Below are 19,718 nucleotides of genomic sequence, written 5' to 3'. Positions count from 1 at the left end.
GCCTCGGTGGGATGATGGCGGGCATGAGCGACCAGGCGACGACGCAGAGCACGACCAACCGATCGACGACCCCGACGTCGTCGGCGTTCACCGAGCACATCCAGTCCGGCTGGGCCGAGCGGGAGGCGACGACGCCCGCGCCGCGCGCCGCCGCCGACCCCGCCGCAGCGCGCCGCGCGCGGCTCTCGGCGATGCACCAGGGCGTGCGCCTCGTGATCCCCGCGGGGTCGCTCAAGGTGCGCTCGAACGACACCGACTACCCGTTCCGCGCGCACGCGGACTTCACCTACCTCACCGGCTGGGGCTCGGACGCGGAGCCCGACTCGGTGCTCGTGCTCGAGCCGACGTCCGGCGACGGTGAGGGCCACGAGGCGACGCTGTACTTCCGCGGTCCCGCAGGTCGCGGCACGACGGAGTTCTACGCGAACCCGGCCATCGGCGAGTTCTGGGTGGGCCCACGGCCCTCGCTCGAGCACGTCGCGGCCGACCTCGGCGTCGCGACCACCGACCTCGCCGAGCTCGACGCCGCGCTGACGGGCGGCGGCACTGCGCTCGTCGTGACCGGCGCCGACCCCGCCGTCGAGGCGCGCGTCGAGGGCGCGAACCCCGACGGTGACACGCTCGCGCGCGACCTCAGCGAGCTGCGGCTCGTGAAGGACGCGTGGGAGGTCGCCGAGGTGCAGGCCGCCGTCGACGCGACGGCGCGCGGCTTCGACGACGTCATCGCCGACCTCGCGCTCGCCACCCGCCACGAGCGCGGCGAGCGCGTCGTCGAGGGCGCGTTCCACCGCCGCGCGCGGCTCGACGGCAACGCCGTCGGCTACGACACGATCGCCGCATCCGGCCACCACGCCTGCTACCTGCACTGGACGCGCAACGACGGCGCGGTGCGGGAGGGCGACCTCATCCTGCTCGACGCGGGCGTCGAGGTCGACAGCCTCTACACGGCCGACATCACGCGCACGCTGCCGATCTCGGGCGCCTTCACCGAGGTGCAGCGGCGCGTCTACGACGCCGTCGTCGAGGCGGCCGACGCCGCCTTCGCGATCGTCAAGCCGGGCATCGTCTTCAAGGAGGTGCACGCCGCCGCGATGGAGGTGATCGCGCGCCGGACCGCCGAGTGGGGGCTGCTGCCGATCTCGGCGGAGGCGTCGCTCGAGCCGGACCAGCAGCTGCACCGGCGCTGGATGGTGCACGGCACGAGCCACCACCTCGGCCTCGACGTGCACGACTGCGCGCAGGCGCGTCGCGACTTCTACCACGACGGCATCGTGCGCGAGGGGATGGTCTTCACGATCGAGCCCGGCCTCTACTTCCAGGCCGACGACCTCACCGTGCCCGAGGAGCTGCGCGGCATCGGCATCCGGATCGAGGACGACATCGTCGTCACCGCCGACGGCGCCAGGAACCTCTCCGGCGCGATCCCGCGCACGGCCGACGAGGTCGAGGCGTGGATGCGCGAGGTGCGCGCGCGCTGATCGCGCCCCGCGGCGCGCTCAGCCGAGGACGAGCGTGACGGCGATCACGAGCATGACGGCCGCGATCGCGCCGTCGAGGATGCGCCACGCGCGCTCCGTGCGCAGCAGCGGCGCGAGGTAGCGGGCGCCGTAGCCGAACCCGACGAACCACAGCGTGCTCGCCGTGATGCCGCCCACCATGAACCACCAGCGCGCGTCGCCGTGCGTCGCGGCGACCGAGCCCATCACGACGGTCGTCTCGACGAGCGCGTGCGGGTTGAGCCAGGTGACGGCGAGGATCGTGCCGAGCACCGCGAGCCTGCTGCTGCGCGTGCGCGTCGCAAGGGGCGCGCCGCCGCCTGCCTCCGCGGCCGCCTCGGGCGCGGCCTCGAGCGACCCGCCGCCGCGCCACGCGCGCCGGGCGCTCACGATCGCGAAGCCGACGATGAAGACGGCACCCGCCCAGCGGGCGACGGTCTCGAGCCACGGGTGGCTCGTCACGAGCGTCGCGACGCCGGCGACGCCGATCACCTGCAGGATGGCGTCGCTCACGACGCACACGAGCACGACGATCCCGACGTGCTCGCGGCGGAGGCCCTGCCGCAGCACCACGGCGTTCTGCGCGCCGATCGAGATGATCAGCCCGAGGCAGAGGCCGAGCCCCGACAGCAGTGCGATGAGTCCCTGGTCCATGTCATCGACGCTACGAGCGGTCAGACATGCAGTCCAGCGCATGATCGTGCAGCATCATAAGCATCGCTTCATCTAGGATCGAGGGATGGACCTGCCGCTCGATCACCTCCGCACGCTCGCCGCCGTCGTCGACGCCGGCACGCTCGACCGGGCGGCCGTGCAGCTCGCGGTGTCGCCGAGCGCGGTGAGCCAGCGCATCCGCGCGATCGAGCAGCGCGTCGGCCGGGTCGTGCTGCAGCGCACGAAGCCGGTGCGCGCGACCGAGGCGGGCGAGGCGCTCGTGCGGCTTGCGCGGCAGCTCGCGCTGCTCGAGCACGACGCGCGCATCGCGCTCGGCGACGACACCCTCGCGCAGCGCGTGCCGCTCGCGGTGAACGCCGACTCCCTCATCACCTGGTTCCTGCCCGCGCTCGCCGCGGTGACCGCCGAGCGGAGCGTGACGTTCGACATCCACCGCGAGGACCAGGAGCGCACCGCCCAGCTGCTCGAGGCGGGCACCGTCATGGGCGCGGTCACCTCGCAGCGCGAGCCGGTCGCCGGCTGCGTCGCCTCCCCGCTCGGACGCATGCGCTACGTCCCGATCGCCTCGCGCGCGCTCGCCGAGCGGTGGTTCTCGCGCGGGCTGTCGCGTGCGGCGCTCGAGGCGGCCCCGATCGTCGACTTCGACCGCCACGACACCCTGCAGGCGAAGTTCGCGCACCGGCACGGCGCGCGCGCCGAGGCGCCGCGGCACGTCATCTCGGCATCCGCGGAGTTCGCCGAGGCGGTCCGGATGGGGCTCGGCTGGGGCATGCTGCTGCCGGGTCAGTTCGAGGCGGGGCTCGCCGACGGGTCGCTCGTGCAGCTCGCCGAGACGGGGGTCGAGGTGCCGCTGTGGTGGCAGCGCTGGAACCTGTCGTCGCCGCTGCTCGACCTCGTGACGGATGCCGTGCAGTCGGCCGCGCGGACGTCGCCGGCGCTCGTCTGAGCGGTCAGCCGAGCGGCGGTGCTGGCGGCTGCTCGGCCTGCTGCGGCGCGGGCGATGCCGCCGCAGAGGCGCCGCCGCGCTGGCCGATGATGTGCATCGCCTTGCCGGCGGTCTCCTGCGGGGCGACGACGTCGTAGCGGGCCGCGAGCACCTGCTGGACCGATGCGTAGTCGCGCTTGCGGCGCGTCATCGCGTGCGAGGTGACGCCGAGCAGGATGCCGAACGCGAGGCCGAGCGCCGGGAAGAGCAGCACCGAGGCGATCGCCTCCGGCACGAAGAGCAGGTAGACGAGGCCGATGAACGCGCCGAAGCCGAGCCCGCGCATCGCGCCCTGCAGCGCGACCTTGCCCCACGTGAGCCTGCCGACGATGCGCTCGACGAGCTTGAGGTCGTTGCCGATGATCGCGAGGCCCACGACCTCCGCCTCGGCGCCCGAGACCTTCGCGACCGCGGCCTGCGCCTGGTCGTAGGTCTCGTACGAGGCCACCACGACACCGCGCGGCAGATGCTGGTCGCCGGTCGCGGATCGCTGGAACATGCTCACCCGGCCAGTCTCCCATGCGCTCCCCGGCGCGCACGGGGCTTTCGCTCTGGGCGTCACACCTCGACGGGCGGTGCTGCGCGGTACGTTGGACGGCATGAGCGCTCCCACCGTGTTCGTCGCGCGCCTCGCAGGCTCGGGCGTCTTCGACCCCGCGGGAGAGCGCATCGGCAAGGTGCGCGACGTCGTCACCGTGCCCCGCACCGCGGCCTCCCCGCGCGTGGTCGGGCTCGTCGTCGAGGACCGCGGCCGCGCGCGCGTCTTCCTCTCGATCGGCCGGGTGCTCTCGATCGGCGGCGGCCAGCTCATCGCCTCCGCGATCAGCGACCGTCGCTTCCGCCAGCGCGGCGGCGAGCGCCTGCTGCTCGCCGACGTGCTGGGCCGCACCGTGACGCTCCGCGACGGCTCGACGGCGGTGCTCGAGGACCTGTCCATCGCCGAGCGCGGCCCGGGCGAGTGGGAGGTCGACGAGCTCTTCCTGCGGAAGCCCAAGGTCGGCCCGTTCGGCAAGGGACCCACGACGCTCGCGCGCTGGAACGACGTGCGCCACGAGCCCGACGCCGACCACGACACCGACCACCTGCTCGCGTCGCTCGAGGAGCTGCCGGCCGCCGACGCCGCGTCCGCCATGCTCGACCTGCCCGAGCAGCGGATGATGGAGGTCGCCGAGGACCTCTCCGACGACCGGCTCGCCGACATCCTCGAGGAGATGAACGAGGACCGGCAGGTGCAGATCCTCAACGGCCTCGAGGACATCCGCGCCGCCGACGTGCTCGACCAGATGGAGCCCGACGACGCCGCCGACCTCGTCGCGCACATGACGACCGAGCGCGCCGAGACGCTGCTCGAGCTCATGGACCCGGATGAGGCCGAGGACGTGCGCATGCTGCTCGCGTTCGGCGCTGACACCGCGGGCGGCCTCATGACGACCGAGCCGATCATCCTCGCGTCCGACGGCACCGTCGCCGAGGCGCTCGCGCTCATGCGCCGCCACGAGGTCGCGCCGGCGCTCGCCGCCGCGATCTGCGTGACCCTGCCGCCGTACGAGGCGCCGACCGGCCGCTACCTCGGCATGGTGCACTTCCAGCGGCTGCTGCGCTACCCGCCGAACGAGCGGGTCGGCACGCTGCTCGACGAGCAGATCGAGCCGGTGCTCACGAGCGACACCGCGGCGGAGGTGACGCGCCAGATGGCTGCGTACAACCTCGTCTCGGTGCCCGTCGTCGACACCGCGGGCAGGCTCGTCGGCGTCGTCACGATCGACGACGTGCTCGACCACCTGCTGCCGGCCGACTGGCGCACGCAGGAGGAGCCGCAGCGTGGCTGAGCGCGACGAGCAGTTCTCGCGGCCGAAGGCGCGGCGCCGCTTCGCCATGCCCAAGCCGCAGTCGAAGGACCGCTTCGGCCGCTTCACCGAGTCGTTCGCGCGCGGCATGGGCACGCCCGCGTTCCTCATCGGGATGACGATCTTCGTCACCTTCTGGCTCGGCTACAACTCGCTCGCCGCCCCCGCCGCACAGTTCGACCCGCAGGACCAGGGCTTCCCGCTGCTCACGCTCGTGCTGAGCCTGCAGGCCTCGTACGCCGCGCCGCTGCTGCTGCTCGCGCAGAACCGCCAGGACGACCGCGACCGGGTGCAGATCGAGCAGGACCGCCTGCGCGCCGAGCGCAACCTCAACGACACCGAGTACCTGGCGCGCGAGGTCGTCGCGCTGCGCATGGCGATGCGCGACATGGCGACGCGCGAGTTCATCCGCGCCGAGCTCAAGACGTTCGTCGAGGACCTCGACGAGCGGCGCGAGCGCGAGACGTCGTGACCGGACCGGTGAGCGGCCGGTGACCGACCGGTGATCGACCCCCGGCTCGAGCGCGCGCTCGGCACCGTCGTCGACCCCGAGATCCGCCGTCCGCTCGTCGAGCTCGACATGATCCCGACCGCGACGCTCGACGGCGGCCTCGCGAGCATCCGCCTCGAGCTGACGGTCGCTGCGTGCCCGGCCGCGGACCGGATCGAGGCGGATGTCCGGCAGGCGGCCGCGTCGGTGCCCGGCGTCGACGCCGTGGCCGTCGAGGTCGCGGTGATGGATCCCGCCCGCCGGCAGGCGCTCGTCGAGCGGCTGCGCGGCTCGCGGCCCGCGCAGTTCGGGCCCGGCACGCTCACGCGCATCATCGCGGTCGCGAGCGGCAAGGGGGGCGTGGGCAAGTCGACCGTCACGGCGAACCTCGCGGTCGCCCTCGCGGCCCGAGGGCTCGCCGTCGGCGTCATCGACGCGGACGTGCACGGCTACTCGATCCCGGCGCTGCTCGGGAGCGCGGCGAAGCCGACGAAGGTCGGCGACATGATGATGCCGCCGGAGGCGCACGGCGTGCGGCTCGTCTCGATCGGCATGTTCGTCGACGGCAACCGCTCCGTGTCGTGGCGCGGCCCGATGCTGCACCGCACGCTGCAGCAGTTCCTCACCGACGTGTGGTGGGGCGACCTCGACGTGCTGCTCATCGACATGCCGCCCGGCACCGGCGACGTGGCGATCTCGCTCGGTCAGCTGCTGCCGCACGCGCAGGTGCTCGTGGTGACGACGCCGCAGCGCGCGGCGGCCGACGTCGCGGAGCGCGCGGCCGAGGTGGCGCGGCAGACGGGGCAGGAGGTGCTCGGCGTGGTCGAGAACATGGCGGGGCTCGCGCAGCCCGACGGCTCGATCCTCGAGCTGTTCGGCGCGGGCGGCGGCGACGAGGCGGCGCGACGGCTCGGCGTGCCGCTGCTCGCGCGCATCCCGCTGTCGGTCGCGCTGCGCGAGGGCGGCGACGCGGGCGCGCCGGTCGTCGCGTCGGAGCCGACCGATCCCGCGGCGGCCGCGGTCATCGCGCTCGCCGAAGCGCTCCGGGGCACGCGCCCGATCGCGGGCCGCGGCCTCCCCCTCTCCCCCGCCTGACCGCCGCCCGCCCGCACGTGAGTGGTCACTCCCGCACGTGAGTGGTCACTCCCGCACGTGAGTGGTCACTCCCGCACGTGAGTGGTCACTCCCGCACGTGAGAGGTCACTCCGGTCTGTCAGAGGTCACTCCGGTCCGTCTGAGGTCACTCCGGTCCGTCTGAGGTCACTTGGGCACGTGAGCGGTCACTGCCGCTGGTGAGTGGCGCCTGGGTTGCATGGCCACGGATGCAGTGACTGCGCGACGCAACCGGGAAGTGGGTGATGGGCGCGGTAGATGCGGGACGGTTCCACTCGTCGCCTCCCGGCTTCCTTCCCTGAGGGGCAGAAGTGACCACTCAGGCGCGGAAATGACCACTCGTCCGCGGAGGTGACCGCTCGGGCGCGGAGGTGACCGATCGGGCGCGGAAGTGACCACTCACGGGCGGAAGTGACCACTCACGGGCGGACGTGACCACTCACGGTCGGAAGTGACCACTCACGGTCGGAAGTGACCACTCGGGTGCGGGACGCGGAGGGGCGGGGCTAGGTGGCCTCGTCGTCGAAGCGCATCGGGCCGCTCGCCCGGCGCGGGAGGCCCGTCACGGTCGCGACCGAGGCACCAGCTGCGGCGGTGGCGAAGTCCGGCGGCGGCTTCGGGTCGTCGCGCAGCGCATCCATCACGATCCGGCGCGGGTCGTACTGCCGCGGGTCGAGCCGCCGCCAGTCGACCTCGTCGAACTCCGGGCCCATCTCCTCGCGCATCCGCTCCTTCGCGCCGCCGGCGAGGTCGCGGAGGCCCCGCACGAGGGCGCCCAGCTTCTCGGCGAGCGCGGGCAGCCGCTCGGGGCCGATGAGGATGGCCGCGAGCACTGCGATGAGCAGCAGCTTGTCGAGGGTGATGCCTGCGAGGGACACCCCTCCAGGGTAGTCGAGGCCGCGACGGCCGGATCGGCGGCGAGCCTGGAGGGTGCTGCTGCCTCGCACGGCTAGGGTCGAGGCGGAGGAACCGTGCAGACAACATCGCTCATCGCCAAGTACCTCGACGACCTCGCGAGCGAGGACGAGGTGCTCACCGCCGCGCGCGACGCCTCCGTCGAGCTCGGCATCACGCCCATCGCGCCCGCCGTCGGCGCGCAGCTCGCCGCCGTCGCCGCGGCGACGCAGGCCACCGCCATCCTCGAGGTCGGCACCGGTGCGGGCGTCAGCGGCCTCTGGCTGCTGCGCGGCGCACCCACCGCCACGCTCACCTCGATCGACACCGAGCTCGACCACCAGCAGCACGCTCGCGCGGCGTTCGCGAAGGCCGGCATCCCCGTCACCCGCGCCCGGCTCATCACCGGCAAGGCGCGCGACGTGCTGCCGCGCATGAACGAGTCGAGCTACGACATCGTGCTCATCGACGCCGACCAGGCCGGGATGCTCGAGTACGTCGAGCACGCCCTCGCGCTCGTGCGCGTCGGCGGCTCGGTGCTCGTCGCCCACGCCCTGCTCGGCGGCAAGGTCGCCGACCCCGCGCAGCGGGACGACGCCGCCTCGGACGTGCGCGCGCTGCTCAAGGAGCTCGCGACGAGCGACGCGGTGCAGGCCGCCGTCTCGCCCGTCGGCGACGGGCTGCTGCAGATCGTGCGCAAGCCGGAGCCGGCAGCACCGAAGCGCTAGCCGCCGCGCGGCATCCGCGCACGCGAACGGGGCCGATCCGCCATGGATCGGCCCCGTTGCGCTCTGCCCGAAGGGCCAGGAGCGGTTCAGGCCGTGACGACGACCTCGCCCAGCGCCTTGTGGAGCGCTGCTGCCTCTGCATCATTGACGGAGACCACGAGGCGCCCGCCACCCTCGAGAGGGACGCGGACGACGATGACCCGACCCTCCTTGACGGCCTCGAGCGGTCCGTCTCCGGTGCGTGGTTTCATGGCGGCCATGGAGGCACCCCTTTCATTCGCGGCTACTGGGGACATTGTCTCATGTTCTCGCCATGCATCGCTCGCGTGCCGCCTGAGAGCGGCGGACCGAGCGCCCGCTACGGGACGGTCCAGTCGGCGCCGTTCACGTGCCAGCAGAACCAGATCCACACCGGCTGCAGCACGATGCACGCGCCGAGCACCAGCGCCCTGGCCCACCCGGGCCGCAGCGCGGCGAGCATCGCCGCGGCGGGGAAGATCGGCATGAGGAGCCGCCAGGTCGACGACTGCGGGAACCACACCGCCGCGAGGTAGAGCAGGTAGGCGATCGTCCACAGCCGCGCCTCGAGCGCGACGCCGCGCCGCCACGGTCCGGCGAGCAGCGCGACCGCGGCGCCCACGATCGCGACGAGCCACAGCGGCCACCACGCCCCGAACCACCACTCGAGCCCGATCGGCCAGGGCGTGAGCGGCACGAGCTCCTGCCTGCCGATGTAGGCGGAGCGCCAGCTGAGCTCGGTCTCGACGTAGGCGGTGGCGCTGCCGGTGACGAGCGTGCAGGCGATGAGCCAGCCGAAGCCCCACAGCGCGCTCCACGCCCCGAGGCCCGCGACCATCCGCCGCTCCGCCACCGGGAAGGCAGCACGGTCGGTCGAGAGGCGGATGAGGAACCACAGCCCCAGCGCGAGCGCGAACGCGAGCCCGCCGGGCCGGGTGAGCGCCAGCACCGGCAGCAGCACCCAGAGCCACGACCACGCGCGCAGCCGCCAGGCGAGCAGCGCGCCGGCGAGCAGCAGCAGGAAGAGCGACTCCGCGTAGCCCAGCTGGAAGACGGGTGCGGTCGGCGACAGCAGCACGATCGCGAGCGCGAAGCGCTCCCGGCCGGGCGCGATGTCGGCGAACAGCCGGTAGGCGACGAGCGCGAACGCGAGCGACGCGGCGACCGACAGCAGCACCGACGCGACCTCCCACGGCAGCCCGACGGCCGTCAGCATCCGCGCGACCATGGGGTAGACCGGCATGAACGCCCAGGCGTTCTCGCCGACGTGGCCGTCGTCGGTGATCGGCAGCTCGGACGGGTAGCCCGAGACCGACACGATGAAGTACCAGTGGGCGTCCCACATCGTGGAGTAGTCGAGCAGGTCCGGGCCCGCGGGAGTCCACGAGCTCTGCTCCTGGCGGCCCGCGAAGGCGGCGAGGAACGCCGTGCTGATGAGGCGCGAGACGAGCCAGAGCGCCGCGGGCCACACCCACCAGCGCTCCGCGCCCGCCGCGGCGATCGCCGCGAGCGCGGGGCGGCGCTCGGTCAGGCGGGCGAGAGCCACGTGCGGAGGCTCTCCTCGGTCGCGACGATCTGCGCGACCGGCACCGACTCGTCGTCCGCGTGCGCCTTCGACGGGTCGCCCGGGCCGAAGTTCACGGCAGGGATGCCGAGGCCCCAGAAGCGCGCGACGTCGGTCCAGCCGTACTTCGGCTGCGGCGTCACGCCGACCGCCTCGATGAACTCCTTCGCGAGCGGCGCGTCGAGCCCCGGGCGGGCGCCGGGCGCCGCGTCGATGACGCGCACGTCGAAGCCCTCGAAGAGCTCGACGACGTGGGCGGTCGCCTCCTCGAGGCTCCGCGACGGCGCGAAGCGGTAGTTGACCTGCACGACGCATTCGTCGGGGATGACGTTCGTCGCGACGCCGCCCGAGATCATCACGGCGTTGAGGCCCTCGCGGTAGACGAGCCCCTCCACCTCGATCTGCCGCGGGCGATAGGACTGCAGCACCTGCAGCACCTCTGCGGCGTCGTGGATGGCGTTGTGGCCGACCCACGCGCGGGCGGAGTGCGCGCGCACGCCCCGCGTCCGGATCTCGGCGCGCAGGGTGCCGTTGCAGCCGCCCTCGATGTGCCCGTTCGAGGGCTCGCCGAGGATCGCGAAGTCGCCCTGCATGAGCTCGGGATGGGTCTCGGCGAGCAGCCGCAGGCCGTTCTGGTCCTCGCCGACCTCCTCGTGGTCGTACCAGATCCAGGTCAGGTCGACGACGGGCTCGGCGAGCTCGGCGGCGAGCTTCAGCTGCACGGCGACGCCGGCCTTCATGTCGACGGTGCCGCGGCCCCAGATGTGCGCCTCGCCGTCGACCTCGATGTCGCGCGTCGGCAGGTTGTCGTTGATCGGCACGGTGTCGATGTGCCCGGCGATCACGACGCGGCGATCGCGGCCGAGGTCGGTGCGCGCGACGACGGTGTCGCCGACGCGCGTCACGGTGAGGTGCGGCACGGCCTGCACCGCGGCCTCGATCGCGTCGGCGAGGGGCCCCTCGCGGTCCGAGACGGAGTCGATGTCGCAGAGCGCGCGCGTGAGCGCAGCGCTCGTCGCGGTGAGGTCGAGCGTCGGGGCAGTCATGGGCCCAAGCCTAGACTTGGCGCATGGCTCGCCCCGCACACGGACATGCGCTCGTCACCGTCTTCGAGGGCCGGGTGCTCGACGCGTGGTTCCCCTCCCCCGCGCTCGGCTCGCCGAGCGGCGACGAGGCGTGGATGGGCGGCGGCGAGCTCGGCGACCAGGCCGGCCCTGTGCCCGCTCGCGGTGTCGTGCTCGAGCACCGGCACGTCGAGATCGACCTGGATGCCGCCCCCGCGTCGACCGAGGACGCCTACCTGCGCCTCCACCTGCTGAGCCACCGCCTCGTGCAGCCGAACACCATCAACCTCGACGGCATCTTCGCCGCGCTGCCGATCGTCGCGTGGACGAACGCCGGCGCCGTCGACCCGGACTGGGCGGCGTCGCACCGGGTGCAGCTGCAGCGCGCGGGCATCCAGGTGCAGCTCGTCGACCGCTTCCCGCGGATGACCGACTTCGTGCTGCCGGACGGCGTGCGGATCGGCGACGCCTCGCGCATCCGCCTCGGCGCCCACCTCGCGCCCGGCACCGTCGTCATGCACGAGGGCTTCGTCAACTTCAACGCCGGGACGCTCGGCACCTCGATGGTCGAGGGCCGGATCTCGCAGGGCGTCGTGGTGGGCGACGGCACCGACATCGGCGGCGGCGCCTCGATCATGGGCACGCTCTCGGGCGGCGGCAAGGAGCGCGTGCAGCTCGGCTCGCGCGTGCTGCTCGGCGCGAACGCGGGCGTCGGCATCTCGATCGGCGACGACTCCGTGGTCGAGGCCGGCCTCTACGTGACGGCCGGCACGAAGGTGACGCTCGTGCCGTCGGGCGAGACGGTCAAGGCCGTCGAGCTCTCGGGCACCCCCGGGCTGCTCTTCCGCCGCAACTCGGTGTCGGGCGCGGTCGAGGTCGTCGCGCGCGACGGCCGCGGCGTCGAGCTGAACGCGCTGCTGCACTGACCTGAGCGAGCGGCCTCCCCTGCTCAGGGGAGGCTCAGTTCACTCCCCCGGCGGATGCGCTCCGGCCGACCGCGCTGGGAGGCTGAGGGCATGACGCTCAGCGCACCGCGACCGGCACCGACGCAGCCCGCCGACGCCCTCGCGCCCGCGCTCGAGCTCGTGCAGCTCGCGAAGCGCTTCGGCCAGAAGGCGGCGGTCGACGGGCTGAGCCTCCGCGTGCCGCAGGGCTCGCTCTTCGGCCTCGTCGGCCCGAACGGCGCCGGCAAGACGACGACGCTGTCGATGGCGACGGGCCTCCTGCGACCCGACCGCGGCACCGCAGCGGTGCTGGGCCACGACGTCTGGCGGGACCCCGCGCGGGCGAAGGCGATCACGGGCGTGCTGCCCGACGGCGTGCACCTGTTCGACCGGCTCACGGGCGCTGAGCTGCTGCGCTACAACGGGCTGCTGCGGTCGATGCCGGAGGCCGAGGTGACGTCGCGCGCGACCGACCTGCTCGACGCGCTCGGGCTCGCCGACACCGGCGGCACCGTCGTCGCCGACTACTCCGCCGGCATGCGGAAGAAGATCGCGCTCGCGTGCGCGCTCATCCACGCGCCGCGCCTGCTCGTGCTCGACGAGCCCTTCGAGGCGGTCGACCCCGTCTCGGGCCAGGCGATCCGGGCGATCCTGCGCGGCTTCGTCGCCTCCGGCGGCACGGTCGTGCTGTCGAGCCACGTCATGGAGCTCGTGGAGTCGCTCTGCGACCACGTCGCGGTCGTCGCCGACGGCCGGCTCATCGCGACCGGCACGCTCGACGAGGTGCGCGGCGGCGTGAGCCTGCAGGAGCGGTTCGTGCAGATGGTCGGGCAGCAGGCGCGCGGGACGGAGGCGCTCGGGTGGCTGCGCACTTCGTCGCACTGAGGTACCGGCTGCTGCTCGGCACGCTGCGGCGGAGCCCGTGGGCGATCGTCGGGCTCGTCGTGAGCCTGCTCGGCGGCTTGTCGCTGCTCGCCCTCACGGCCGTCGGCGCGATCGCCCTCCGCGCGCTCGCCCCCGAGCTCGGCGGACCGGCGGCCGTGCTCGTCGGCGCGGGGCTCGTCGTGGGCCTCACCGCGCTCTCGGTGCTCATGGGCACGAGCGACCCGCTCGCGGCGGAGCGGTTCAGCCTGCTGCCGCTGCGGCCCCGGCAGCTGCGCGGCGGCCTGCTGGCCGCCGAGCTGCTCGACGTCTGGGGCATCGTGCCGGTGCTCGCCTTCGCGACGCTGCTCATCGTCTGGTCGACCTCCCCCGCCGCGCTCATCACCGCGATCGTCGCGCTCCCGATCGCGGTCGCGACCGTGCTGCTCATCGCCCGCGTCTCGGCCGACCTGCTCGCCCGGCAGCTCGCGAGCAAGCGGGCGCGCGACGCGATGGCGATCCTGCTGCTCGTCGGCGTGATCGGCTTCACCGTCGCGATGCAGGGCGTCGCGATGGCGGTGCTCGCCGTCGGCGACCTCGGCGGCGTGATCGCGTCCACCGCGGCGGTCGTCGCGTGGACGCCGCTCGGCGCCGCCTTCGCCCTGCCGCTCGCGGTCGCGGACGGCGCGTGGCTCGAGGCGGCGGCGAAGCTCGCGATCGCGACCGCGACCGTCGCGATCGCCTGGTGGGGCTGGGGCCGGCTGCTCGGCGAGCGGCTCACGAACCCGATCGTGCTGCGCGGCGGCGGCCGCGTGCGCGAGGGGCACGCGCTCGACCGGCTGCTCCCCGCGACGCCGGTCGGCGCGGTCGCGGCGAGGAGCATCCGCTACCGACGCCGCGACGTGCGCCACCTCATGAACGTGATCGCGGTGCTCATGCTGCCCGCCGTGCTCGGCGGGCTGCAGCTCGTGAGCGACGAGATGCCGCGCGAGCCGCTCGCCTTCGTGCCGCTGCTCATGGCCCTCGTCGCCGGCAGCATCGTGCAGATCGACACCGCGTACGACGCGAGCGCCTTCGCGTGGCACCTGCTCGCCGGCGTCCGGGGCGCGCAGGACCGCGCCGGGCGGCTGCTCGGCATCGGCGTCGTCTACGTGCCGGCGATCGTGCTCACCGCGGTGCTCGGCACCTGGGCCGCCGGACGCTGGGACCTGCTGCCCGCGAGCATCGCCGTCGGGATCGGCACGTTCGGCGTGCTGAGCGGCGTGCTGCTGTGGCTCTCGGCCTACCTGCCGGGCGAGGCGCCGCAGCCCGGCGCGAACCCGCTCGGCCGCGGCTCGTCCGGCGGCGTGCAGTCGCTCGCCGGGGTGGCGATCGCCTTCCCGGCGCTCGCGATCGTGGGCGGACCCTTCGTCGGCCTCGCGATCGCCGCCGTGTGGATCCCGTGGCTCGCCTGGCCGAGCCTCGCCGCGGCCCTGCTCATCGGCGCGCTCGCAGGGTGGCTCGGCATCCGCTTCGGCGGCGCCGCGGTCGACCGCCGCGGCCCGGAGCTGCTCGCGCAGGTGTCGCGGGCCGTCTAGCGGCCGCGAGCCGGTCGGCGCGGCCTCAGCCGATCAGCGCCTGCAGCGGTCCGCGCACGAAGAAGACGACGAAGAGCGCCGCGACGATCCACAGCAGCGGCGAGATCTGCTTCGCGCGGCCGGAGACGGCGTTGACGATGACCCAGGCGATGAAGCCCACGCCGATGCCGTTCGCGATGTTGTAGGTGAGCGGCATCACCACGATCGTGAGGAACGCGGGCAGCGCGACGCGGAAGTCGGTGAAGTCGATGTCGGCGATCTGCGCCATCATCATGGCGCCGACCACCACGAGGGTCGCAGCAGCGACCTCGAGCGGCACGATCTGCGTGAGCGGCGTCAGGAACATGGCGGCGAGGAAGAGCACCCCGGTGACGACGGAGGCGAGGCCCGTGCGGGCGCCCTCCCCCACGCCCGCGGCGGAGTCGACGAAGACGGTGTTCGACGAGGCGCTCGCGCCACCGCCGGCGACCGCGCCGAAGCCCTCCACGACGAGCGCGCGCTTGAGGCCCGGGAACTGGCCGTCGGGGGTGGCGAGGCCCGCCTGGCGGGCGAGGCCCGTCATGGTGCCCATCGCGTCGAAGAAGTTCATGAACACGAGCGTGAAGATGAACATCGTGGTCGCGAGGATGCCGATGCGGTCGAAGGAGCCGAACGACACCTGCCCGATGAGCGAGAGGTCCGGCAGCGCGACGACGCTCGTCGGCAGCGCCGGCGCGTTGAGGTTCCAGGCGTCCGGGTTCGCGCCGAGCGACGGGCCCACCCGGAAGATCGCCTCGAGGATGATGGCGATGATCGTGGTCGCCACGATGCCGATGAGCAGCGCGCCCTTCACCCGCAGCGCGAGCAGGATGCCCATGAGGATGACGCCGACCACGAAGACCGCGGTCGGCAGCGACGTGATCGAGCCGCCGTCGCCGAGCTCGACCGGCGGCGACGCTGCGCCCGTCGAGCGCACGAAGCCGGAGTCGACGAAGCCGATGAACGCGATGAAGAGGCCGATGCCGACCGCGATCGCGCTCTTGAGCGCCGGCGGCACGGCGTCGAAGATCATCCGGCGCAGCCCGGTCGCGGCGAGCACGACGATGATGACGCCGTTGATGAGCACGAGGCCCATCGCCTCGGGCCAGGTGAGCTCGCCCACGAGGCCGAAGGCCAGGAAGGAGTTGATGCCGAGCCCCGCGGCGAGCCCGAACGGCACGTTGGCGATGAGGCCCATCGCGAGCGTCATGAGGCCGCCGACGAGGGCGGTGACGGCCGCGACCTGCCCGTTGGGCAGCCATCCGCCCTCGACGTCGGTCGCCGCCTGGTCGGCCGAGAAGCCGCCGATGATGAGCGGGTTCAGCACGATGATGTACGCCATCGCGAAGAACGTGACGAGGCCGCCGCGCACCTCCTGCGAGACGCTCGAGCCCCGCTCGCTGATCTTGAAGAACCGGTCGACGGCGCCCGTGGGCTGCGCCTGCGTGCTGCTGGTCATGGATGCTCCGGGTCGGTGACCGCGCAGGCGGCGGTGGGGTGGGGTTGGCCGGGGCCGGCTCAGATGTGGCGCTCGACCGGGCCGACGTACAGCTGCTGGGGGCGGCCGATCTTCGTCTGCGGGTCGAGCATCATCTCGCGCCAGTGCGCGATCCAGCCGGGGAGGCGGCCGATCGCGAACAGCACGGTGAACATGCGCTCCGGGAAGCCCATGGCCTTGTAGATCACGCCGGTGTAGAAGTCGACGTTCGGGTAGAGCTTGCGCTCGCGGAAGTAGTCGTCGGCGAGGGCGACCTGCTCGAGCTCCTGCGCGATGTCGAGCAGCGGGTCGCGCACGCCGAGCTGGGCGAGCACCTCCTCGGCCGACGACTTCACGAGCTTCGCGCGCGGGTCGTAGTTCTTGTACACGCGGTGGCCGAAGCCCATGAGCTTGACGCCCTGCTCCTTGCGCTTCACGCGCTCGACGAAGCGCTCGACGCCCTCGCCGGAGTCGCGGATGCCGCGCAGCATCTGCAGCACGGCCTCGTTCGCGCCGCCGTGCAGCGGGCCGGAGAGCGCGTGGATGCCGGCGGAGACGGAGGCGAACAGGTTGGCGTCGGTCGAGCCGACGAGCCGCACCGTCGAGGTCGACGCGTTCTGCTCGTGGTCGGCGTGCAGGATGAGGAGCCGCTCAAGCGCCCGCACCATGACGGGGTTCTGCACGTACTCCTCGGCCTGGATGCCGAAGTTCAGCTTGAGGTAGTTCTCGACGAACGACAGCGAGTTGTCGGGGTAGAGGAACGCCTGGCCGATCGACTTCTTGTGCGCATAGGCGGCGATGACGGGCATCTTCGCGAGCAGCCGGATGGTCTGCTTGTCGACCTTCTCGGGGTCGCGCGGGTCGTGGTCGGCCTCGTAGTACGTCGACAGGGCGCTGACGGCGCTCGAGAGCGCGCTCATCGGGTGCGCGTCGCGCGGCAGCGCGTCGAAGAAGCGCCGCAGGTCCTCGTGCAGCAGCGTGTGGCGGCGGACGCTGTGGTCGAAGTCCGCGAGCTCGTCCTCGTTCGGCAGCTCGCCGTGGATGAGGAGGTGCGCGACGTCGAGGAAGGTCTTCTGCTCGGCGAGCTCCTCGATCGGGTAGCCCCGGTAGCGGAGGATGCCCTGGTCGCCGTCGATGTAGGTGATGGCGCTGCGGGTGGCCGACGTGTTGACGAAGCCGTAGTCGAGCGCGGTGTAGCCGGTGTCGCGCGTGAGCTTCGACACGTCGATCGCCGAGCGGCCGTCCGCCGCCTCGAAGACGGCGAGCTCGGTGGCGCGGCCGTCATGCTGCAGGGTCACGGTGCGCGCAGGGGCGTCCTCGGATCGGGCGGGGTGCATGGCGGTGTCCTCGGTCGTCACCAGGACAGCCTACCGACCGCCGGGCGGGCCCTCGGCCACGGCCATGCCACGGCCCGGCGCGTCAGCCCAGCAGGCGCGCCGCGGCGGCCGCGATGTCGTCGTCGGAGGCCGTGATCGCGACGCGCACGTGGGTCGGGTCGCCGTAGAACGTGCCGGGGGCGACCAGGATGCCGAGGTCGGCCAGCCGGTCGACCTGCGCGAGCGCATCCGTGCCGTCCGACGCCCACAGGTAGAGGCCGGCGTCGGAGGAGACCGAGAAGCCGCGTGCTTCGAGCGCGGGCAGGAGCAGCGCGCGGCGGGCGCGGTAGCGCTGTCGCTGCGCGTCGACGTGGCTCTCGTCGCCGAGCGCGACGGCGAGCGCGTGCTGCACCGGGCTCGGCGCCATGAGCCCGAGGTGCTTGCGCACCGCGAGCACGCGCTGCACGACCGCGGCGTCGCCGGCGACGAAGGCGGCGCGGTAGCCGGCGAGGTTCGACTGCTTGCTGAGCGAGTAGACGGCGAGCAGGCCGCCGATGTCGCCGTCGGTCACGCGCGGGTCGAGGATCGACGGCGCCGCGTCGACCTCCCACGGCAGCAGTGCGTAGCACTCGTCGCTCGCGACCACGATCCCCCGCTCGCGGGCGGCGTGCACGACGCGGCGGAGCGCATCGACGCCCAGCACGTCGCCGGTCGGGTTCGACGGCGAGTTGAGCCACACGAGCCGCGTCTCGGCGGGCCAGTCGTCGGGGTCGTCGGCGCGCACGGGGGTGGCGCCGGCCATCCGGGCGCCGATGTCGTAGGTCGGGTAGGCGACCGCGGGGTGCACGACCGCGTCGCCCGCGCCGAGGCCGAGCTGCTGCGGCAGGCCGGCGACGAGCTCCTTCGAGCCGACCGTCACGAGCACGTTGGCGTCGTCGAGGCCTGGCACGCCGCGCACGCGCGCGAACCACGCGACGATGGCGCGGCGTGCCTCTGGCGTGCCCCAGTTCGTCGGGTAGCCGTGCGCGTCGGTCGCCTCGCGCAGGGCGTCCTGCAGCAGTGCGGGCGTCGGATCGACGGGCGAGCCGACGCTGAGGTCGACGAGGCCGCCGGGATGCTCGGCGGCGCGCGCCTTCGCCCCGGCGAGCGTGTCCCAGGGGAACTCGGGCAGCTGGACCACGCGGCGCGGGCTACGGGGCCGGCTGCGCCTGCGGGGGCAGCGCCGCGACGATCGGGTGGTCGAAGGGCAGCACGCCCACCTTCGCCGCGCCGCCGGGCGAGCCGATCTCGTCGAAGAAGTGCACGTTGGCCTCGTAGTACTCGGCCCACTCCTCCGGCGTGTCGTCCTCGTAGAAGATGGCCTCGACGGGGCACACGGGCTCGCACGCACCGCAGTCGACGCACTCGTCGGGGTGGATGTAGAGCATCCGCTCGCCCTCGTAGATGCAGTCCACCGGGCACTCGTCGACACAGGCGCGGTCCTTGACGTCCACGCACGGGAGCGCGATCACATACGTCACTTCCGGTCCCCTTCCGTCGCGGTCGTCGAAGCCATCCTAATCCGCCGCATCGCCTCTGCGTCCGGCCACGCCAGCGCGACGAAGGACGCGACGGCCGGGACGATGGTCCAGAGCCATCCCGGCAGGTTCGCCGGGACGATCGCCCGCTCGGTGCCGAAGGCGCCCCGGCCGAGCGGATCGATCGCGACGAGCGCGACGACGCCGAGCACGCCCAGCACGGCCGCAAACGTCAGCTGGCGCGACCCGGATGCCGCTCGCACGCCGACGATGAGGCCGAGCGCGGCGAGCAGCGATAGCGCGATGCCCCACGGCACCTGCTGGTGCGAGAACGTGCCGACGGTGCCGACGATCGCGCCGGCGAGCAGCGTGCCGATGCGGAGGCCCCAGCGGATGCGGCGGCGCGGGCGCGTCTCGATGAGCGTGTAGTGCTCGACCTCGTCGAGCGCGCGGCGCTGGCCGCCGACGTGCAGCACGTCGTCGCCCTCCACCGTCAGCTGCGAGCGGTGCTCGCCGAGCGCGGCCACGACGCGGTCGCGCACCGGCGCGAGCGGGAAGGCGACGTCGCCGGCCCGCTTCGAGCGCACGTAGAGCGGCAGGTCGTAGCGCCGCGCGGCGATCACGGCTGCGTGGTGCGCGGCGACGTGGTCGGGATGCCCGTAGCCGCCGTCGACGTCGTAGGTGACGATCGACGTCGGGTCGACCTCCTCGATGACGACGCCGAGCGCGTCCGCGAGGTCGTCGGGGTCGGCCTTGCTCATCGAGGTGGGCGGCGCGTCGGGGGCGGCGCCGGCGACGCCCGACGCGTGCCAGGCCATGCCGGAGTCGTCCCAGCCGTGGATGCGGCGGCCGCGCGCGCCGAGCGCCCGCAGCGCGCCCTCGAGCTCGGCGCGGCGCACCTCGCCGACGCCGACGTGCTCGACGTCGACGAGCCGCTCCTCGCGCACCTCGCCGCGCTCGCCGAGCGTGAAGGTGACGACGACGGGGTCGCCGCCGCCGGCGGCGACGGTCGCGATCGCGGCGCCGGTCGAGAGCGTCTCGTCATCGGGGTGCGCGTGCACGAAGAGCACGCGCTCGAGGCGGGGGTCCATTCCGTCCATCCAACCACTCGCGCCGGTGCGCCCGGGACGCGGC

At 73.4% G+C, this 19,718-nt stretch carries 20 protein-coding genes; 9 read left to right on the top strand and 11 right to left on the bottom strand.

Annotated features, from left to right (window positions below):
- The first annotated feature begins 23 nt into the window (after positions 1 to 23).
- Positions 24 to 1,478: an aminopeptidase P family protein gene (locus ABIB37_RS09675; RefSeq protein WP_354259765.1), complete on the top strand. Its 1,455-nt coding sequence runs from the start codon at positions 24 to 26 to the stop codon at positions 1,476 to 1,478.
- A gap of 18 nt (positions 1,479 to 1,496) precedes the next feature.
- On the opposite strand, the gene ABIB37_RS09670 is transcribed toward ABIB37_RS09675, so the two are convergent.
- Complete coding sequence (locus ABIB37_RS09670; RefSeq protein ID WP_354259763.1) at positions 1,497 to 2,150, bottom strand: LysE/ArgO family amino acid transporter; 654 nt, start codon at positions 2,148 to 2,150, stop codon at positions 1,497 to 1,499.
- An 85-nt stretch (positions 2,151 to 2,235) separates the two neighbouring features.
- Here ABIB37_RS09670 and ABIB37_RS09665 point away from each other — a divergent pair, with 85 nt between their 5' ends.
- Positions 2,236 to 3,117, top strand: a complete 882-nt coding sequence (locus ABIB37_RS09665; RefSeq protein ID WP_354259760.1) for a LysR family transcriptional regulator ArgP — start codon at positions 2,236 to 2,238, stop codon at positions 3,115 to 3,117.
- Positions 3,118 to 3,121: 4 nt separating this feature from the next.
- Here the strand turns inward: ABIB37_RS09665 and ABIB37_RS09660 are convergent, their stop codons facing one another.
- Positions 3,122 to 3,655 (bottom strand): YflT domain-containing protein, encoded by a 534-nt coding sequence (locus tag ABIB37_RS09660; RefSeq protein ID WP_354261583.1) that lies wholly within the window; start codon positions 3,653 to 3,655, stop codon positions 3,122 to 3,124.
- Between the two features lie 100 nt (positions 3,656 to 3,755).
- Between ABIB37_RS09660 and ABIB37_RS09655 the strand changes: the two genes are divergently transcribed.
- Genes ABIB37_RS09655 through ABIB37_RS09645 form a run of 3 tightly spaced genes read left to right on the top strand, consistent with a single transcriptional unit; the run spans position 3,756 to position 6,588 of the window.
- The gene (locus ABIB37_RS09655) at positions 3,756 to 4,985 is read left to right on the top strand and encodes a magnesium transporter MgtE N-terminal domain-containing protein (RefSeq protein WP_123698330.1); all 1,230 of its coding nucleotides are present in this window, start codon (positions 3,756 to 3,758) and stop codon (positions 4,983 to 4,985) included.
- Positions 4,986 to 5,031: 46 nt separating this feature from the next.
- On the top strand, positions 5,032 to 5,475 hold the full coding sequence (locus ABIB37_RS09650; protein WP_123698636.1) for a DUF1003 domain-containing protein: 444 nt from the start codon (positions 5,032 to 5,034) through the stop codon (positions 5,473 to 5,475).
- A 30-nt stretch (positions 5,476 to 5,505) separates the two neighbouring features.
- Complete coding sequence (locus ABIB37_RS09645) at positions 5,506 to 6,588, top strand: Mrp/NBP35 family ATP-binding protein (protein WP_354259757.1); 1,083 nt, start codon at positions 5,506 to 5,508, stop codon at positions 6,586 to 6,588.
- Positions 6,589 to 7,112: 524 nt separating this feature from the next.
- Here the strand turns inward: ABIB37_RS09645 and ABIB37_RS09640 are convergent.
- Positions 7,113 to 7,484 (bottom strand): twin-arginine translocase TatA/TatE family subunit, encoded by a 372-nt coding sequence (locus ABIB37_RS09640; protein WP_211333872.1) that lies wholly within the window; start codon positions 7,482 to 7,484, stop codon positions 7,113 to 7,115.
- A gap of 93 nt (positions 7,485 to 7,577) precedes the next feature.
- On the opposite strand from ABIB37_RS09640, the gene ABIB37_RS09635 reads away from it, so the two are divergent.
- Positions 7,578 to 8,228, top strand: a complete 651-nt coding sequence (locus tag ABIB37_RS09635; protein WP_354259754.1) for an O-methyltransferase — start codon at positions 7,578 to 7,580, stop codon at positions 8,226 to 8,228.
- Positions 8,229 to 8,314: 86 nt separating this feature from the next.
- Here the strand turns inward: ABIB37_RS09635 and ABIB37_RS09630 are convergent, their stop codons facing one another.
- The 3 genes from ABIB37_RS09630 to dapE all read right to left on the bottom strand — a co-directional run bounded on the left by ABIB37_RS09630 (position 8,315) and on the right by dapE (position 10,856).
- Entirely contained in the window at positions 8,315 to 8,488 is a 174-nt protein-coding gene (locus ABIB37_RS09630) for a DUF3117 domain-containing protein (protein WP_123698332.1), read from the bottom strand.
- Positions 8,489 to 8,586: 98 nt separating this feature from the next.
- Positions 8,587 to 9,792, bottom strand: coding sequence for a putative hexosyltransferase (locus ABIB37_RS09625; RefSeq protein WP_354259751.1), 1,206 nt, complete (start codon positions 9,790 to 9,792; stop codon positions 8,587 to 8,589).
- A complete protein-coding gene (gene dapE / locus ABIB37_RS09620) occupies positions 9,774 to 10,856 on the bottom strand; it encodes a succinyl-diaminopimelate desuccinylase (RefSeq protein WP_354259748.1) in 1,083 nt (360 codons plus the stop codon). The genes ABIB37_RS09625 and dapE overlap by 19 nt, the downstream gene beginning before the upstream one ends.
- Positions 10,857 to 10,879: 23 nt before the next feature.
- Between dapE and ABIB37_RS09615 the strand changes: the two genes are divergently transcribed.
- The 3 genes from ABIB37_RS09615 to ABIB37_RS09605 all read left to right on the top strand — a co-directional run bounded on the left by ABIB37_RS09615 (position 10,880) and on the right by ABIB37_RS09605 (position 14,256).
- Positions 10,880 to 11,800 carry a DapH/DapD/GlmU-related protein gene (locus ABIB37_RS09615; protein ID WP_354259745.1) on the top strand — a complete coding sequence of 307 codons (921 nt, stop codon included), beginning with the start codon at positions 10,880 to 10,882 and terminating at the stop codon, positions 11,798 to 11,800.
- Positions 11,801 to 11,890: 90 nt separating this feature from the next.
- A complete protein-coding gene (locus ABIB37_RS09610; RefSeq protein ID WP_354259742.1) occupies positions 11,891 to 12,703 on the top strand; it encodes an ABC transporter ATP-binding protein in 813 nt (270 codons plus the stop codon).
- Positions 12,679 to 14,256 carry a hypothetical protein gene (locus ABIB37_RS09605; RefSeq protein WP_354259739.1) on the top strand — a complete coding sequence of 526 codons (1,578 nt, stop codon included), beginning with the start codon at positions 12,679 to 12,681 and terminating at the stop codon, positions 14,254 to 14,256. Before ABIB37_RS09610 ends, ABIB37_RS09605 begins: the two co-directional genes overlap by 25 nt.
- A 25-nt stretch (positions 14,257 to 14,281) precedes the next feature.
- Here the strand turns inward: ABIB37_RS09605 and ABIB37_RS09600 are convergent, their stop codons facing one another.
- From ABIB37_RS09600 to ABIB37_RS09580, 5 genes are all read right to left on the bottom strand, one after another.
- Positions 14,282 to 15,733: an NCS2 family permease gene (locus tag ABIB37_RS09600; RefSeq protein ID WP_354259737.1), complete on the bottom strand. Its 1,452-nt coding sequence runs from the start codon at positions 15,731 to 15,733 to the stop codon at positions 14,282 to 14,284.
- 59 nt (positions 15,734 to 15,792) lie between these two features.
- Entirely contained in the window at positions 15,793 to 17,109 is a 1,317-nt protein-coding gene (locus ABIB37_RS09595; RefSeq protein WP_354259734.1) for a citrate synthase, read from the bottom strand.
- Between the two features lie 61 nt (positions 17,110 to 17,170).
- A complete protein-coding gene (gene dapC / locus ABIB37_RS09590) occupies positions 17,171 to 18,247 on the bottom strand; it encodes a succinyldiaminopimelate transaminase (protein WP_354259731.1) in 1,077 nt (358 codons plus the stop codon).
- Between the two features lie 10 nt (positions 18,248 to 18,257).
- Positions 18,258 to 18,587 carry a ferredoxin gene (gene fdxA / locus ABIB37_RS09585; protein WP_354259728.1) on the bottom strand — a complete coding sequence of 110 codons (330 nt, stop codon included), beginning with the start codon at positions 18,585 to 18,587 and terminating at the stop codon, positions 18,258 to 18,260.
- Positions 18,584 to 19,675 (bottom strand): PIG-L family deacetylase, encoded by a 1,092-nt coding sequence (locus tag ABIB37_RS09580; protein WP_354259725.1) that lies wholly within the window; start codon positions 19,673 to 19,675, stop codon positions 18,584 to 18,586. Before ABIB37_RS09580 ends, fdxA begins: the two co-directional genes overlap by 4 nt.
- Between the last annotated feature and the right edge of the window lie 43 nt (positions 19,676 to 19,718).

Origin of the sequence: Agrococcus sp. UYP10, from assembly GCF_040547205.1 — a bacterium.
Lineage (GTDB): Bacteria > Actinomycetota > Actinomycetes > Actinomycetales > Microbacteriaceae > Agrococcus > Agrococcus jenensis.
Note: the sequence above shows the minus strand (reverse complement) of the source record. Positions and strands in the feature narration are given on the sequence as shown.